The organism is Patiriisocius sp. 208BN25-11 (assembly GCF_058147145.1).
In genome coordinates this window covers 135,803-152,156 of sequence record NZ_JBYVJY010000005.1, presented here as the reverse complement: position 1 = coordinate 152,156, position 16,354 = coordinate 135,803, and the positions used below count along the sequence as shown (strand labels likewise).

At 36.4% G+C, this 16,354-nt stretch carries 15 protein-coding genes; 2 read left to right on the top strand and 13 right to left on the bottom strand.

The window, feature by feature from the left end:
- Positions 1 to 66 precede the first annotated feature (66 nt).
- The gene (locus ACY2RS_RS08495; RefSeq protein ID WP_490098212.1) at positions 67 to 1,485 is read right to left on the bottom strand and encodes a helix-turn-helix domain-containing protein; all 1,419 of its coding nucleotides are present in this window, start codon (positions 1,483 to 1,485) and stop codon (positions 67 to 69) included.
- 401 nt (positions 1,486 to 1,886) lie between these two features.
- Between ACY2RS_RS08495 and ACY2RS_RS08490 the strand changes: the two genes are divergently transcribed.
- Complete coding sequence (locus ACY2RS_RS08490; RefSeq protein WP_490098211.1) at positions 1,887 to 2,636, top strand: DUF1853 family protein; 750 nt, start codon at positions 1,887 to 1,889, stop codon at positions 2,634 to 2,636.
- A gap of 209 nt (positions 2,637 to 2,845) precedes the next feature.
- Here ACY2RS_RS08490 and ACY2RS_RS08485 read toward each other — a convergent pair whose 3' ends face one another.
- The 9 genes from ACY2RS_RS08485 to ACY2RS_RS08445 form a co-directional block, all read right to left on the bottom strand.
- The gene (locus tag ACY2RS_RS08485; RefSeq protein ID WP_490098210.1) at positions 2,846 to 4,258 is read right to left on the bottom strand and encodes a M28 family peptidase; all 1,413 of its coding nucleotides are present in this window, start codon (positions 4,256 to 4,258) and stop codon (positions 2,846 to 2,848) included.
- Positions 4,259 to 4,264: 6 nt separating this feature from the next.
- A complete protein-coding gene (locus ACY2RS_RS08480; protein WP_490098209.1) occupies positions 4,265 to 5,143 on the bottom strand; it encodes a PPK2 family polyphosphate kinase in 879 nt (292 codons plus the stop codon).
- A 12-nt stretch (positions 5,144 to 5,155) separates the two neighbouring features.
- Positions 5,156 to 6,319: a sigma-54-dependent transcriptional regulator gene (locus ACY2RS_RS08475; RefSeq protein WP_490098208.1), complete on the bottom strand. Its 1,164-nt coding sequence runs from the start codon at positions 6,317 to 6,319 to the stop codon at positions 5,156 to 5,158.
- Between the two features lie 160 nt (positions 6,320 to 6,479).
- Complete coding sequence (locus ACY2RS_RS08470) at positions 6,480 to 7,364, bottom strand: DUF6268 family outer membrane beta-barrel protein (RefSeq protein WP_490098207.1); 885 nt, start codon at positions 7,362 to 7,364, stop codon at positions 6,480 to 6,482.
- Between the two features lie 40 nt (positions 7,365 to 7,404).
- Complete coding sequence (locus tag ACY2RS_RS08465; RefSeq protein WP_490098206.1) at positions 7,405 to 8,307, bottom strand: mechanosensitive ion channel family protein; 903 nt, start codon at positions 8,305 to 8,307, stop codon at positions 7,405 to 7,407.
- A 169-nt stretch (positions 8,308 to 8,476) separates the two neighbouring features.
- Positions 8,477 to 9,784, bottom strand: a complete 1,308-nt coding sequence (locus ACY2RS_RS08460) for an ABC transporter permease (protein ID WP_490098205.1) — start codon at positions 9,782 to 9,784, stop codon at positions 8,477 to 8,479.
- 5 nt (positions 9,785 to 9,789) lie between these two features.
- Complete coding sequence (locus ACY2RS_RS08455; RefSeq protein ID WP_490098204.1) at positions 9,790 to 10,716, bottom strand: ABC transporter ATP-binding protein; 927 nt, start codon at positions 10,714 to 10,716, stop codon at positions 9,790 to 9,792.
- A gap of 238 nt (positions 10,717 to 10,954) precedes the next feature.
- Positions 10,955 to 12,067: a molecular chaperone DnaJ gene (gene dnaJ, locus ACY2RS_RS08450; protein WP_490098203.1), complete on the bottom strand. Its 1,113-nt coding sequence runs from the start codon at positions 12,065 to 12,067 to the stop codon at positions 10,955 to 10,957.
- 52 nt (positions 12,068 to 12,119) lie between these two features.
- Positions 12,120 to 12,677, bottom strand: coding sequence for a nucleotide exchange factor GrpE (locus ACY2RS_RS08445; protein ID WP_490098202.1), 558 nt, complete (start codon positions 12,675 to 12,677; stop codon positions 12,120 to 12,122).
- A 156-nt stretch (positions 12,678 to 12,833) separates the two neighbouring features.
- Between ACY2RS_RS08445 and ACY2RS_RS08440 the strand changes: the two genes are divergently transcribed.
- Complete coding sequence (locus ACY2RS_RS08440) at positions 12,834 to 13,502, top strand: YceI family protein (RefSeq protein WP_490098201.1); 669 nt, start codon at positions 12,834 to 12,836, stop codon at positions 13,500 to 13,502.
- 210 nt (positions 13,503 to 13,712) lie between these two features.
- Here ACY2RS_RS08440 and ACY2RS_RS08435 read toward each other — a convergent pair whose 3' ends face one another.
- The 3 genes from ACY2RS_RS08435 to ACY2RS_RS08425 all read right to left on the bottom strand — a co-directional run bounded on the left by ACY2RS_RS08435 (position 13,713) and on the right by ACY2RS_RS08425 (position 16,301).
- Positions 13,713 to 14,615 (bottom strand): TIGR01777 family oxidoreductase, encoded by a 903-nt coding sequence (locus ACY2RS_RS08435; RefSeq protein WP_490098200.1) that lies wholly within the window; start codon positions 14,613 to 14,615, stop codon positions 13,713 to 13,715.
- A gap of 487 nt (positions 14,616 to 15,102) precedes the next feature.
- Complete coding sequence (gene mnmC2, locus ACY2RS_RS08430) at positions 15,103 to 15,777, bottom strand: tRNA (5-methylaminomethyl-2-thiouridine)(34)-methyltransferase MnmC2 (protein WP_490098199.1); 675 nt, start codon at positions 15,775 to 15,777, stop codon at positions 15,103 to 15,105.
- Positions 15,777 to 16,301: a DUF4920 domain-containing protein gene (locus ACY2RS_RS08425; protein ID WP_490098198.1), complete on the bottom strand. Its 525-nt coding sequence runs from the start codon at positions 16,299 to 16,301 to the stop codon at positions 15,777 to 15,779. The genes mnmC2 and ACY2RS_RS08425 overlap by 1 nt, the downstream gene beginning before the upstream one ends.
- Positions 16,302 to 16,354 lie beyond the last annotated feature (53 nt).

The following is a 16,354-nucleotide window of genomic DNA, read 5'->3' as shown; positions in this document are numbered from 1 at the left end:
GAATATTTCAGAAAAACCGCTTCTTAGTTTCCTAAAAAGCGATTTTTTTTGAAAGGATTAAATTCCTTATGAAGCTTTAAGTGATTTTAGATATGCACTTGGAGTAAGCGCGACAATCTTCTTAAAAGACTTGTTAAATGTTACTTTATTATTAAAGCCAACAAGGTGGGCTATATCGATAATTCTAACTTTTGTTTTATCGTATTCCTTAAGAAGTGACAAGGCTTCTTTAATTCTATACTCGTTTATTAATTCAAAGAAGTTAAGACCAAAATGTTCATTAATTACTTGAGAAGCGTTGTGTCTAGAAATCCCCAACCGCTCTGCTACTTTATCTAAGGTGATATCATTTTCTCTATAGATATGATTCGTCTCAAAAAGTACTAACAACTCTTGCTTTAATTCTAATGAAAATTGCGTTGTTAAACCAGATTTAGCGTATTTACTTTTTACCTTATTAAGAATAACATCAAAAACAAAAGGTTTTAAGTTAGCTACAAAACCAATATATAACACCATAATAGCCATGGATACAATAGGCAATTGATACAATATATCCCAACTCGGTAAAACTTCTATTATTGTAAGACCATACACTGCATAAGAAATAATATAAAACATTCCTAGATATACAATATTACGCTGCCATTTTTGAGCAGCCACAGTAAATAATGTCGTCCCTCTAGATTTTAGATAATCTCTAAATAAAAAGATGCCATACACTAGTAATGAAAAGAGTTTTGTAAACATTAAATACGGTAAGTATTGCCTAATGTTAAATTCACTAACCTCGAACATAATAGCGAGTTTTTCACTTTCAGGTAGATTGTAAATAGGTATTAAAAAAGCAAATACGATCACTGTTGGAATTAAATGTAAAGCATCTATGAGTTTGAATTTATACCCCTGCGTAAATCTCTTAAAGTAAAAGAAAATCAGGGGAGCATATAAAAACGAAAAGCCCGCCGTCATCATCAAAATATGCGGGTACTCATATTTCAAATTTGTTGCATATAGAAAAATATGAAATATAAATCCTGAATGCAATAACAAAAAGGTTGAAATTAGTAGGGTTGCAATAAAGTCTCCAGATTGTTTGAATAATAATACAAATGCAATAAATACCCCTATCAAAGAAGAAAACAAATAGAAAAAAGGCAAGGCTCCAAAATGCAGTGCATATTTCTCTCTCACACTATTGAATGAAGAAGTTGAATCAAATGTTTTAAATACTTCATGCTGCAAAAAAGAAGTGTTTTTTACATTCTTAATGTACGCAGTAACATAATCTATTGCAGCCGCTTCATCATATCGAAAAGCAGCATCTAAAGCTTTTTGTTTTAAGACAGCCGCAGTTACTGTTTTTTCATTTTGAGCTATTGCTATAGTAGAAGTGTTTACGAGTTCTCCAGCAGTTACAAATCCCGAAATAAACAAAAGCATCACGAAACTGAATACAAACGAAATGTTGAAATTGTTATACATAGGATAGTGTTTTGATTTACTTAAAGATACAAAGACAAAGTGCTAAAACCTAGTATATCTGGAACTCCCGATAATAGTTTACCTATAATTTTTAAATAGACAAGGTAATTTCTTGTGGGCAAAACAGTAAAAAAACATTGGAGATAAATTTTTAAAAATCTGTAAATCAATTAATTAAAATTTTTAGAGATTTTTCAAGGAAGGCTTAAATACACAGAAACGTTAAAAAACAGTATTTTTTAATATATTTCTAAAATATGCATCGAAATAGTGCTTTTTAAAGAGCTTCAAGGCATTAAAAATCTATATAAATTAGCTAAATTTATAGTACATAAAAATCCTTTTTAAATTAGTTCTCCATTTCTAACTCGCTACTTTCTCATATTAAAAATATTCCAGTTTTGGAGTTATTGAGCGATACATTTGATTACAAAAAATTTATACTTCCAGAAAGTAATAAAAAAGAGCTAATACTTCCCAACACCATATTAGGCAAACAAGCTGAAGCTATCTTTGAACATATCATAACGACAACTAATACATATACTTTACTTGCGGCGAATCTACAAATACAAGGAGCTACTGAAACGCAAGGAGAATTAGACTATTTAGTTGAACATACCCAAACAGGAAAACAAGTACATATTGAACTAGCTTGTAAATTTTATTTATTTGACGATGCAAACCATGCTACTTTTGAAGGGAAATGGATCGGTTCTAATAGAAAAGACACCCTTTTAGATAAAATAAAAAAACTAAAAGAGAAACAGTTTCCACTATTATACCATCCAAACACACAAAAGCCCCTTCAATCGATTGGTTTTAACCCTCAAGAAGCCGAACAGTGTTATTATCTCTTCTCATCACTTTACGTACCTAAAAACTATGACATCACACTTCTGCCGCATCAATATCAACAGTGTATTGTAGGGTATTGGATGTACTTTAAAGATCTCATCTTAGAGGATAACTGCTTATATTCAATACCCGATAAAAAAGAATGGCTACTCCCACCCGAGCAAATTACTTCATGGCATAACCCAATGGACATAGCCCCTAAAATTTCCGAAGTGATTCAAAACAAAAGAGCTCCTCAACTTTATAAAAAGAAAGGTACTCTAATAGAAAAATTCTTTGTGGTCTGGTGGTGAATTTAGTGAATGGTGAATCGTGAGTGGTGAATCGTGAGTGGTGAATCGTGTAAAAACTCATAAACAAATAAACTCTTAAACAGTTTTCAAATTGGGGCATGGAATATGGAGTATGGACAGTTTGTAAATGAAACTCTAAAAAAAACAAACACCTATACTTCTCGACACCTCAACTCAGAAACACTTAAACTTATAAACTACTTCTAAACTTATTTTTTAATCGAAGCCATCGAATTCTTTACACCATAGGTATCCATCAAGTAAATAAGACTGGTCATAGTCGCAGCTCCTAATTCTAGTTCTCTTTTATTAACAGCATCAAAAGTATCGTTCTCTGCGTGATGGTAATCGAAGTAACGCTGACTATCGGGACGTAATCCCGCAAGGACCATCCCGTCTTTTTTTAGCGGACCAATATCGGCGCCACTTCCACCTTTTTCGAAATAATGAATTAAATATGGCTTAAATAAAGCCTCCCAGCTTTTGATTTGCGCAAAATTAGCGTCGTCACAATCAAATGAAAATCCTCTTGGGGTGAAACCACCAGAGTCGCTTTCTAGTGCAAACACATGATCTTCCTTTTGCAAATTAGCTTGCATGGCATACTCATTACCACCTCTGAGTCCGTTTTCTTCATTCATAAACAATACTACACGAATGCTATGCTTTGGTTTATAACCTGTTTTTGTAAGTAATCTTAAAACATCCATAGATTGGACAACTCCAGCACCATCGTCATGAGAGCCATCTCCTAAATCCCATGAATCTAAATGACCTCCTACAACCATAAATTTATCTGGATATGTAGTACCTGTAATTTCTCCAATGACATTGAAAGATTCTACATCATCAAAAAGTTTACAATTTTGCTTAAAGTAAAAATTAAGATCAGGAATTAATTTTAAGGTGTTGCTCAACTTATCTGCATCATTAGTGCTAATAGCACAGGCAGGGATGCGTTTCCTTTCTGGCAAATCGCCATAACTCATCGCTCCGGTGTGTGGAAAATCGTCCTGACGTAAATTCATAGAACGCACCACAATACCTACAGCACCATATTTAGCCGCTTCTTTAGCACCAGCATAACGTTGATCTACGCAACCACCATACGCCTCGAATGTGTGTATTAAATCTGCTTGCATCGGGCGGTTATAAAACACAATTTTACCTTGAATGTTCTCTTTTCCTAATGCCGCTAATTCTTCTAAGCCTTTTACTTCAACAACATTGGCTTTAAGTCCAGCATTAGGCGTTGCTACAGATCCTCCTAAAGCACAAATATTCATACTACTAGTGATGCCTGGACCTGTTTCCATATAGCTGTACTCTTTGAGACCACGCACCCATTTTGGCACCATAACAGGTTGTAACCAAACACGATCAAGCCCTAACTTTTCTAGTTCTCCTTTGGTATACTTTACCGCTTTGGTAGCATTGGCAGATCCAGAAAGACGACCGCCAATTTTATTTGATAAATGATCTAACCAATCGTAACTCTTCCCATTGAGTAAAGATTCTTTATAAATGGCCTTTAACATGGCAGCATCTTTTTCGTTTACTTCTTGGGCTATACTATTAAAACTGGTAGAAATAGCCAATATGAATACTAGTAATTTTTTCATGATAGATTATTCTTTTTCAAGTCTCTCAATAAACTCATCAATACGAGCCTTGGTTTTGGCATCGAGTTCTGGTTCTTTGATGTCTTTATATTTTTGTAATTCTTGTAGCATAATTGATGCCACAGTTAAACGCGCCGATGGCTTATCATCTGAAGGTATAATATACCAAGGTGCATGTGGCTTTGAGGTACGGTTTAGGATATCCTCGTAGCAGCGCATATAGTCGCTCCATAAATCGCGTTCATCTAGATCTCCCGCAGAGAATTTCCAATTTTTATTGGATTTACGAAGCCTCCTCAGTTGTCTGTGTTTTTGTTCATCTTTAGACAAGTTCAAGAAAAACTTAAAAATGATAGTTCCGTTTTCGGCAATGGTTTTCTCAAAATCATTTATTTGCTCAAAACGCTTGTCCCAAAATGTTTTGTCAATATCATCTACAGTATGAACATCTGGCAAGTTTTCTCCTAAAATATACTCCGGATGAACTCGAGTTACCAAAACGTTTTCATAATGGGTTCTATTAAATACGCCAAACTTACCGCGTGCTGGCAAAGCAATATAATGACGCCATAAATAATCGTGTTTACGTTCTAGGTCTGTTGGTACTTTAAAACTATGCACCACTACTCCGCGGGCATTAAAATCTTTAAACACTTCACGAATAAGGCTATCTTTTCCAGCAGCATCCATTCCTTGCAAACAGACTAGCACCGCATACTTTCCGTGTGCATAAAGGGTGTCTTGTAGTTTCCCTAAACGCTCTCTTGTATTTTCAAGTTCTTTTTCAATAGCCTTTTCATCTGCTTCTAAATCAATGAAGGTATGTGTGTTTTTCATGGCAATGCTGCCCGAAACTTTGTAATCGTCTATGTCTATTGATTTCATAATATTTCAGAATTATTTACTAGCAAAAAGTTGTACATCTTTTTCGGTTACTTCATCACCTCCAAGTATAATGAGGCGTTCAATCACATTGCGAAGCTCTCTTATATTTCCTGTCCAATCGTATTCTTGAAGCAATTTAATTGCCTTGTCACTAAATTGTTTTTGTGCCGTTCCATGTTCAGAAGCAATTCTTTTGGTAAAATAATTGATTAGTAACGGAATGTCTTCGCGTCTATCATTTAACGCTGGAACTTTAATGAGGATCACCGCTAGTCTATGGTACAAATCTTCTCTAAAGTTACCTTCGGAAATTTCCTTCTTTAAATCTTTGTTAGTTGCCGCTACAACGCGTACATCAACCTTAATATCTTTATCACTCCCTACGCGTTGCACTCTGTTTTCTTGTAGTGCACGTAATACTTTAGCTTGGGCAGGTAAACTCATATCGCCAATTTCATCTAAGAAAATGGTACCTCCGTTAGCTGCTTCAAACTTTCCAGCTCTGTCTTTATTAGCCGAGGTAAAGGCTCCTTTTACATGACCAAACAATTCACTTTCAATAAGCTCACTAGGTATGGCAGCACAGTTTACTTCAATCATAGGTCCTTTACTACGATCACTTTTTTGGTGAATCCAATGCGCCACTAATTCTTTACCCGTTCCATTTGGTCCTGTAATAAAAACACGTGCCTCTGTAGTTGCTACCTTTTCTATCATCTCTTTAATGTGAGCAATAGCAGGACTTTCACCGATCATTTCGTAATTTTTGCTAACCTTCTTTTTAAGACGTTTGTTTTCTACAACAAGTTCTTTTCTATCTAAAGCAATACGTACGGTATTTAGCAACCTGTTTAAATCTGGTGGTTTGGAGATATAATCAAACGCGCCCAAACGCATCGTGTTCACAGCAGTATCTAAGTCGCCATGACCAGAAATCATCACCATAGGTGTTTCAGGCTTAATTTTTTTAACGGCTTCGAGCACCTCAACACCATCCATTTTTGGCATTTTAATATCACACAACACAAGGTCGTAATCTTCATTTTTAATAAGCTCAATACCGGCTAAGCCATCTTCGGCTTCGGTAACTTGATAGCTATCATTTTCTTCAGAAAGAATTTTTACGAGCACCCTGCGAATTGCAGCTTCGTCTTCAATAATTAAAATTTTTGCCATGGGTTGATTTTCTAATATTTCAGCAAGATACTAAGACTTCGATATATTTTAAGGCTTGAACGCTAGATATACCCAATTTTAGAAAAAATTTAATACTTACATTAGAAGATCTAGCAAATTTTATTGATGCTCTTTAGGGTTAGGGAAAAACAATAAAATTTTAGATTTTAATCTTTATGCCGCCTCGGGTGTAGAAACTACCTGTGTCATTAATAGTAAATACATTATCATCATTGGCATCTTCTAACCTAATATCATTAAGCAAAGTATAGCCGCCGTAGGCATAAAAAACAAAGTGTTCCATAAATTCCCACTCATATCCTATTCCAGATAATAAAGTACGCATGGAGATGTTAGCGGCCCTATTTTGAGAGCCATCATCAATAGGGATATTGTTTTGTATGTTGGCAAAAAAACCATCCAGTGTAACATAGCCCTGGAAACGCATATTGGGGACAAACTCATACTTAATATTCGATTTTGGAATTCCTAAAGTATAGGTCCACTTGGGTGCAAATTCTCTGTAATAATTTATAAATGGTAAGGGAAAAGGCCTTCCTGCTGTGGTAGAATATACCAATCCTAGAATGAGTCGCCAGGGTTTTTTACTAGTGGAATCATCACCCGTCATATCGCGTATGGCATAGACACTTCCTCCAAAAATAAAATCGTCACGCTCCAAAGAGCGCTCCAAATTAGAAGCTATTCTAACATCTACCAAGAGTGCATATCGCCAACCATTTTTTAATTTGTCCGTATAGCCAAGGCTGGCTTTAAAAGACTGGTAGCGTTCTATTGCATTGGTGTTAAATGGAAAAGGATCCTGTAATTTCAGAAAGATGTTTCGGTATTCAAAACCCGCTACAATGTAGGCATCATCATCAATTTGAAAAGGTACATTTCCAAAAATACGGAAGCGTTTAAAGGAATTTTCGGAATCACTTTGGGGAAAATAAGTGTACTCCACTCGCGCTATATCTGTAAGCTGAGCACATACGGTACAGGGAATACATAAAATAAAAAAGAAGAATAAAATGTACTTCATAAATAGCTACCGCAAGGTAAGATAATTATCACTAACGAAGTTACTTGGTATCTATTGCTTTGTTTATGATATGGATATCGCGCTGCGGAAAAGGAATCGAAATAGAATTCTCACGAAACAACTGATCTATTCTGTACCGAATTTCACTCTTAATTCTGGGATCCGAAAAACTATCTGTAATGTAGAAATGAACACTAAACTCTAAAGCAGAATCTCCAAAATTCTCAAATAACACAAAAGGCTTAGGAGATTTTAATACACCGCGTTGTTCTGTTACACTTTGCAATAACAAGGTTTCAATTTTTTTAGTATCACTCCCATAGGCAACTCCTACTTTAATAAATTCACGGGTTGTTTTATGATTTTGCGTGTAATTGCAAATAATCTCTGAAATAAACTTATGATTTGGAATAATAATGATTTTATCATCTCTAGTGATAGCACGTGTGGTTCTCAGCTTAATTTCTATAACACGAGCTATTCTATTATCAACCTCAATGATATCTCCTACCAATAAAGACTTGTCTACAATGATAAAAATACCCCCAATAACATCTTGAAAGAGTTCTTGTAATGCAAGACCTAAACCCACCAATAAAGCAGCAGAGGCAGCCAATACAGGGGTGACGTTAATTCCAGTAAAACTTAAGATTGCAAAAAATACAATGATGTATGTGAGATACTTTATAAACTTAAAAACACTCGTAAACTTATTTTTATCTTGATCGTCTAGCTTTCGAGTAAAGAAGATATTGACCCACTTTAAAAAGAAATTTGATAAAAAATAAGCAACTACAATGAGTAGTAGAATACCGATGGTAATGTGAATTTCATGATCGGTCCCTTCACTAAAGGTTACCCCATAGTCTAGGAAACCTTTTATTGCGCCCCAGATATCTTCCTTTACGACTTCTTCAATTTTATCTTTTACTCCGTCTTGCACTTATGTATCTTTTTGAGTGAGTTTAGCTTCTCGTAAAATTAAAGAAATCTTCATCGTATCCTGTATAAATACAGAAAAAATGAAGATTTCAATATTAGTTGGCAGTTCCATCAATTCGTTTTTCAGTATGTCAAACTGCCTACTGCTTCTGATTACTGAACACTAAACCCTAGTACTTAAGCCACTTTATCAACTCTTTATAGGTAGGTTTTTTACCATACATTAAGATTCCTACTCTGTATATCTTAGCTGCAAACATGACAATTCCAATAAAGGTTGCAAATAAAATCACTACCGAAAGGACTTGCTGCCAAATGGGAACCCCAAATGGAATACGCATCAGCATCACTACTGGAGAGGTAAATGGAATATAACTAAACACCTGCGAAACGGTACCATGTGGATTCTCAATAACCGTAAAGAATCCAACATATACTGCCAAAATTAAAGGCATTAAAATAGGCATCATAAATTGCTGTGTATCGGTCTCACTATCCACCGCTGCACCGATAGCTGCATACAATGATGCATACAACAAATAACCGCCAATGAAGAACAATAAAAACATGATCACCAAATTGGTTAACGGTAAACTCTCATAAGCACTTAATGCTTGTGTAACAAAATCACCAGAACCTCCATTGGCTTGCGCTATCATTTCTTGCTGTTGTGCTTGTGCTGCTCCAGGATCAACTCCAAAGACCAAACTAACTACCGTTGTTAAGACTCCAATTAAAATCACCCAAGCAACAAACTGCGTTACACCCGCAAGTGATGTGCCTATAATTTTTCCTAATAAAAGTTTGATGGGCTTTACTGAAGAAATAATAACCTCAATAATCCTACTGGTCTTTTCCTCGATGACACTACGCATAATCATATTTCCGTAGATGATAATAAACATAAACAACAAGTATCCTGCGGCGCCTCCAAAAATGAGCTTCGCTATAGAATCTGCCTTAGAGGTTTTCTTCCCTTCAAAAGTTTCTTGTTTGGTATCCACTTTAATACGCAATGCCTTAATTTGGGCAGCGTCGATTCCTGCAGCGTCTAATCTAGCGGTATTTACATGAGACTCAATAGTATTTTCAATATCACGCATTACGGTGAGTGATGGTGATTCTTTAGAAAAAAACGTAGTTGCTTTTGCTAGATCTTCAAGATTTTCTGTCTTTGGAATGTGCAACACCCCATAGACTTCGCCTTCTTCGCCTAATGTCTTTGCTTCTTCTAAAGTAACATTCGACAATATGGTATATTTTTCGGTGTCTGTGTCTTCAAAACTTTTGGCAATCATACCACTTTCATCCAATACAGAAATACTGCGGACGTTGCTATTATTTACACTAGACAAATAGCCTACCAAAGCAAAAATCCCTACAAATATTAACGGACTCAAAAAGGTCATGATAATAAAGGACTTGTTACGAACTTTATTAAGATATTCTCTCTTAATTATTAACGGAAGATGATTCATAAGGTTTAGTTTTTTTGTACGGTTTCAATAAAAATATCGTTAGCAGAAGGGATTACCTCAACAAAATGATTGAGTTGGCCCTTAGAAGTTAGGTAGCTCACCAAGTCATTTGCAGTATGTTCTTGCGGTATCTTTATTTTGTATTTTAACTCGTCGTTTATACTCTTGAAGTCTGCTGGAAGTAATTCAAACTTTTCTTTCAATTCTGAAATTACCTGGGGTTTATTATCTGTGATAAGTCCCACTTCAAAAGTGTTAGATTGGTATTGTCTTTTAATATCAATTAACTTTCCGTCTAGTATCTTATTAGACTTATGAATTAAGGCAATATGGTCGCACATTTCTTCAACAGATTCCATACGGTGTGTCGAAAAGATGACTGTAGCGCCATCATCACGCAATTTTAAAATTTCGTCTTTAATAAGGTTCGCGTTAATTGGGTCAAACCCACTAAAAGGCTCATCGAAAATAAGCAGTTTTGGTTCGTGTAACACCGTTACAACAAACTGTATTTTTTGTGCCATCCCTTTACTTAGTTCTTGAATTTTTTTATCCCACCAATCACCAATCTCTAGGCGTTCAAACCAATACTTTAAACGTTTTCTTGCTTCATTAGCAGACAAGCCTTTTAACTGTGCCAAATATACACACTGCTCTCCTACTTTCATCGATTTATAAAGACCGCGTTCTTCTGGCAAATATCCAATGTTTTGAATGTGATCTGGACGTAATGGCTCACCATCCAAAATCACCGAACCACTATCTGGCATCGTAATTTGATTGATGATACGTATAAGGGTCGTTTTACCAGCACCGTTAGGTCCTAGTAAACCAAAAATGCATCCTTTGGGTACCTCGATTGTAACATTGTTAAGAGCGGTATAATCGCCATATTTCTTGGAAACCGAATTGGCTTGTAATAAATAATCCATATGCTAGTTTGTAAAAGGTAAAGATATTGGTTTAAAAAAAATGACACCATACCTAGCATCACTTTTCACACTCGTTAGTATGTAAATTTTTGGATTTGTTACAATAGACCCTAGAAATGCAAAACCCTCTCACCACAAAAGCGATGAGAGGGAAAAAAATTGCTATGAAAAAGAAAAATTATCACCACTAGTTAGTAGTGATATTCAAATATAATAAAATTTCCTAATGAAACGTTAATTATGAGAACATATCTTTAACTTTTTCGAAAAAAGATTTGTCTTCCTTTTCAGGTTTCGGTTCGAAATGGGCGTCATTGCTCATTTTTTCGAAAAATTCTTTCTGCTCTTTCGTGAGAGTCTTTGGTGTCCAAACGTTTACATGAACCAATAAATCACCTGTTCCATATCCGTTTATAGACGGAATTCCCTTTTTTCTAAGGCGTAAAATCTTTCCACTTTGCACACCACTATCAATAGGGATACGTACTTTACCAGTTACTGTTTCAATTTCTTTAGAAGTACCTAATGCAGCTTCAGAAAAACTGATATACATATCATAATGTAAATTATCTCCTTCACGCTGTAAGTATTCATGTGGCACTTCTTCTATGGCTACTAGTAAATCTCCGGCAATACCATTTCCTGGCGCATCGTTTCCTTTTCCTGACACTTTTAACTGCATCCCATCTACCACACCTGCAGGTATTTTTATGGATACCGTTTCTTCTGTAGCTAACATACCATTGGCATCTGCATTAGCAGGTTTTTTCTCAACCGATTGTCCCGCTCCTCCACAAGTACTACAGGTCGCAGAAGTTTGCATACGACCTAGTATGGTATTTTGTATTTTAACAACTTGACCACTTCCATTACAAGTACCACAGGTACTATACGTAGTTCCAGCTGCTACTTTTTTGCGCTTTACTTTTATTTTCTTCTCAACACCATTTGCAATTTCTTCCAGCGTTAGCTTTACACGAATACGCAGATTGCTTCCTTTTACCGTTCTGCGACCACCGCCGCCACCAAAACCACCGAAGCCACCAAAACCGCCACCACCAAAGATGTCGCCAAACTGACTAAAGATGTCATCCATATTCATACCGCCGCCGCCAAAGCCGCCGCCGCCCTCAAAAGCTTGATGACCATATTGATCGTATCGTGCTTTTTTATTAGGATCGCTCAATACTTCATAAGCCTCTGCAGCCTTCTTAAACTTCTCCTCTGCCGATGGATCATCTGGGTTTTTATCTGGGTGAAACTCAATGGCTTTTTTCCTGTATGCCTTTTTTATTTCGGCAGCAGAAGCACTTTTGTCTATCCCTAATATGTCGTAAAAATCGTCTTTCATGGTATTTCATTTTTCTGAAATGTTCTTATTCCAGAAGCATTAAATGCATTTATTATTGTCCTATTACCACTTTTGGGTAGCGTATAATTTTATCTCCTAGCGTGTATCCCTTTTCAATCACGTCAATGATTTTCCCTTTCATGTCATCACTAGGAGCAGGAATTTGTGTTACTGCTTCATGATCATCTGCATTAAAGACATCACCAGCATTGGTGTTAGAAACTTCTAGTCCTTTTTGCTTTAAAGACTCTTTCAATTTATTATTGATAAGTGTCATTCCTTGCACATGCACATCATCTTTGTCATCTTTGAATTCTTTTAATGCTCTATCAAAATCATCTAGCACAGGTAGAATAGCCAGCATTACTTCTTGCCCAGCTGTTTTAAACAATTCGATGCGTTCTTTACCTGTTCTTTTTTTATAGTTTTCGAACTCTGCAAAAAGACGTAAGTATTTATCTTTTTCTGCTTGTAAATCTTCAGCAAGTTGTTCTTCGGTCGTTTTTTCTTCTTCTTGAACTACTTCTTTATTTTCTGGAGTCTCAGCAGTGGTTTCGTTTGCAATTACTTCGTCTACCTCTGCTGCTGTATTTTTTTCTTTTGCGCTCATAAATGAGTATTTTTTCAGTTTTCAATGAAGGTGCAAAAGTACTGCCATTTATTGGAAAATGTCAAAATGTCACTAGCAAATTTTAGCACCAATTTAAGAGAAACTAACCTATAGCATGGTACTTTTACATTTCAGAATAAATAAAACAATACCATCATGAAAAAAACAATGTTACAAATTGCCCTCATAGCCTTTGTTGCTGTAGGTGCAGTATCTTGCAAAGACAATGCAAAAGAAAGTAAAACCTCTGAAGCAAAAGAGACCCTTACCGCAACCGCAGCGGCAGTTCCATTTACAGTCAAGAATGCAAATTCAAGTATTTCTTGGGCAGGAAGTAAACCTGTAGGTACGCATACGGGAACCATCAATATCCAAGAAGGTACCATGTACGTAAAAGACGCTGCTATTGAAAGTGGAAAAATCGTAATCGATATGAAAAGTATTAACGTGACTGACCTAGATGAAAATTCTGGAAAAGGAAGTCTTGAAGCTCACCTTATGGGAACCGTTGAAGGAAAAGAAGGTGACTTTTTTAACGTCAATAAATATCCTACTGCTACCTTTGAAATCACTGGAGTTGCTGACAAAGATGGTGTTACCATGATGAGTGGTAACTTGACCATGTTAGACAAAACAAATAATGTCACCTTTCCTGTACAAATAACAACGCAAGACAATACAGTGCATGTTAAAAGTGAAACGTTTACAATCGACAGAACCAAATGGGGAATCAATTACGGCTCTAAATCTATCTTCGACAATCTAGGAGATAAATTTATTAGCGATGATATGGAGATTACGATAGATGTGACAGCTGCTAAATAATATTTTAAATACATTTCTAAAAAGACGTTCAAGTTTGTTCTTGAGCGTCTTTTTTATTGAGATAAAGCTTGAAAAGTAGATTTACACCTAATTGAGCTCACCTAAAACTTCGGTACGAAACCCAATCTATCGTTAGTTCTCGACTGCTCTTACGCTAAAGCTTCAGCGACACGCGTGCGCTCGAACAGACAAAATCAATTTAGTTCTATACTATAATGCTGCTAAGGCTTTTTCAACTGTTGGATACGAAAACACAAAGCCTTCATTTACAATCTTAGCCGAGCTTACTTGCTGCCCTTCTAAGACTAAGATTGCCATTTCCCCTAGCAACATTTTCAAGACAAAAGAAGGCACATTGGGAGCCCACATAGGCACTTTATAAACAGATGCAATTTCCTTTGTAAGTGTTTTATTGGTAACCGGTTCTGGTGCAACTGCATTTATAATCCCTTCTAACTTGTTTTGAATGGTAAAATCATAAACCCCCACCATGTCGTCTATATGAATCCAAGAAATCCATTGGTTTCCACTTCCAACTGGAGATGGGACTTTCATTTTTATAGGCTGCACCAATTTTGGGAAAGCACCTTCGTTGGCATCAAAGACAACCCCAGTACGAATTTTTGCAACTCGTATTCCTAGATCCGTAAATTGATCTGCTGCGGCTTCCCAAGCAACCACTACATCGGCAAGAAAATTATCTGCAACCTCTGGAGAAGCTTCCGTAAAAACTTCTGAAGTACTATTTGGGTATACACTGATACCGCTAGCCGACACAAAATGGGTGACACTATGATCTCTATTTTTTAATGTTTCAAAAATAAGTGCAGCTGTTTGGGTGCGACTTTCTAAAATCACTTTTTTATAGCTGGGCGTCCATCTTTTTGCAATGGTAGCTCCTACCAAATTGACAATAGTTGTTACCCCATCAAACGCAGCAGCAGCATCTATTTCTCCTGTAGTCGGATTCCAATAAAAGCCCTTATGATGAGGAGTCCCCACAATTTTTTCTTTGCGAGTGGTCAAAAAATGAACTGTATGCCCAGTAGCAAGTAAATGTTTTGTTAGGGCTGTACCTATAAGTCCTGTAGCTCCTGTGATAAGAATGATCATTATTACTTTTTTACACGAAGATACTCATAGGCAAAAAAAGACACCACCGTCTTAACGGAAGATTGGGAAATTGATCCCGATAGTTATCGGGATGAAAACGATCCCGAAGCTTTGGGAGAAACTGAAATCGAAATTGAAGATGAAGATGAAGATGAGTATGATTACTACCCTTCGACTCCCGAAGTTGAAACGCTTTTCCCTAGCCCTAAAGGGTAACGTTTCTTTACATATAACAAACATCGAAAATAATGATGCTCCCCTCTTGGCGGGAGAGGTCCCGAAGCTTCGAGAGGGGGTGAGGGAAATTGAAATCGAAATTGAAATCGAAATTGAAGATCTGCTAACTGCTACTGAGCACTGATTACTAAAAAGACAAAGGCTTAGTCGCCCTAAGCATTTATTTCATGAATGCTGCGAAAACACTTTACTAGTTTGACGGTTTTGTAGCCCGCAGCATTTATTTCATGAATGCTGCGAAAACACTTTACTAGTTTGACGGTTTTGTAGCCCGCAGCATTTCCCTTTTCCCGGGAGGGCCTGGGAGTCTTTCTACGGTAAAACCAACTGCTTGCATGGCGCGTCTTACGCTTCCTTTGGCAGCATAGGTAACCAAAACACCTTCTTCTTTTAAGGCACTATACATGCGTTCAAAAATAGCTTCGGTCCATAATTCTGGTTGTACTCTAGCGCCAAAAGCATCAAAATACACTAGATGATATTTGTCTTCTTCGGAAATATCTTTGAAAAACTTTTCTTGCTTTGTTAAACTGAAATTTTTGGTAATGGCTGTCCTTGTTTCCCAAGGGACTTCGTGCAGTTGGAGAAAGGAAGTATTGGCAACTTCTAATAGTGATGGGTAATTTAGTGCCTTTACTTCTTCCTTAGAGACTGGATAGGCTTCTACTCCATCGTAGTTGACTTTGATATTTAATGTATTAGCTTCTAACTGGGTTAAAAAAGCATTTAGACCAGTGCCAAATCCAATTTCAAGAATAGTGAGTTCTTGTATTTCAGAAATACCACAAAAATAGCGCAGCCCTGTTTGTATAAAAACGTGCTGCGCTTCTTGTATGGCTCCATGCTTAGAATGATATTGTTCATCCCAATCTGGTATGTGAATGGTAACAGAGCCGTCACCCGTAGTGAGAAATTCTCTCTTCACTACTTGTTTGTTTGCTTCTCTGGAATAAGTACTCCAGAAGATTCAAAAGACAAGGTTTTTTTAGGCTCGGTAATAGCCATAATTTCTTCTTTACTTTTTCCAGCATCTTCGGCATAGTGACGTTGTTCATCTACAGAAACTTCGGCAACAAAAGCTTTTCCAGCCATGATTACTTCTTGTCCGGCCAAGTCTTTTGGCATAAAGAAACCGTAATCTTTAAATTTCACCATCGCTTCTTCTTCACCCACACCAACACGCATCCAGCAGCCTTTAGATTGGCAAACTGCATTTACTTCGGCTTTAAATTTTACATCTAGAGTATCACCTGGCTTTAAATTTTTGTAGGTGTCTATCATATCTGCTTGCGATAAAACATTTTCAGCATCAATCGTCTCGCCAAAGGTTTTAAAATTTGCAGCTACGGGTTCAGTTGTTTCAATTTCTTCGGAAATTTTATCGGTTTTGTTTTGGTTGCATGCCACAAACGTTAGGGCAAGGGTGGCAACAAATAATAGCTTTTTCATGTGTTAATGTTTCAGAATTAAGGAATGCTTTTAAGATAGTACAATTTTAAGGA

Bases quoted from the DNA above. Each gene is read 5' to 3' on its own strand.
- ACY2RS_RS08480 (WP_490098209.1), bottom strand. From the start codon at position 5,143: ATGAAATCAATAGACATAGACGATTACAAAGTTTCGGGCAGCATTGCC.
- ACY2RS_RS08485 (WP_490098210.1), bottom strand. From the start codon at position 4,258: ATGAAAAAATTACTAGTATTCATATTGGCTATTTCTACCAGTTTTAAT.
- ACY2RS_RS08495 (WP_490098212.1), bottom strand. From the start codon at position 1,485: ATGTATAACAATTTCAACATTTCGTTTGTATTCAGTTTCGTGATGCTT.
- ACY2RS_RS08460 (WP_490098205.1), bottom strand. From the start codon at position 9,784: ATGAATCATCTTCCGTTAATAATTAAGAGAGAATATCTTAATAAAGTT.
- ACY2RS_RS08440 (WP_490098201.1), top strand. From the start codon at position 12,834: ATGAAAAAAACAATGTTACAAATTGCCCTCATAGCCTTTGTTGCTGTA.
- ACY2RS_RS08435 (WP_490098200.1), bottom strand. From the start codon at position 14,615: ATGATCATTCTTATCACAGGAGCTACAGGACTTATAGGTACAGCCCTA.
- ACY2RS_RS08475 (WP_490098208.1), bottom strand. From the start codon at position 6,319: ATGGCAAAAATTTTAATTATTGAAGACGAAGCTGCAATTCGCAGGGTG.
- dnaJ (WP_490098203.1), bottom strand. From the start codon at position 12,067: ATGAAAGACGATTTTTACGACATATTAGGGATAGACAAAAGTGCTTCT.
- ACY2RS_RS08425 (WP_490098198.1), bottom strand. From the start codon at position 16,301: ATGAAAAAGCTATTATTTGTTGCCACCCTTGCCCTAACGTTTGTGGCA.
- ACY2RS_RS08470 (WP_490098207.1), bottom strand. From the start codon at position 7,364: ATGAAGTACATTTTATTCTTCTTTTTTATTTTATGTATTCCCTGTACC.
- ACY2RS_RS08455 (WP_490098204.1), bottom strand. From the start codon at position 10,716: ATGGATTATTTATTACAAGCCAATTCGGTTTCCAAGAAATATGGCGAT.
- ACY2RS_RS08445 (WP_490098202.1), bottom strand. From the start codon at position 12,677: ATGAGCGCAAAAGAAAAAAATACAGCAGCAGAGGTAGACGAAGTAATT.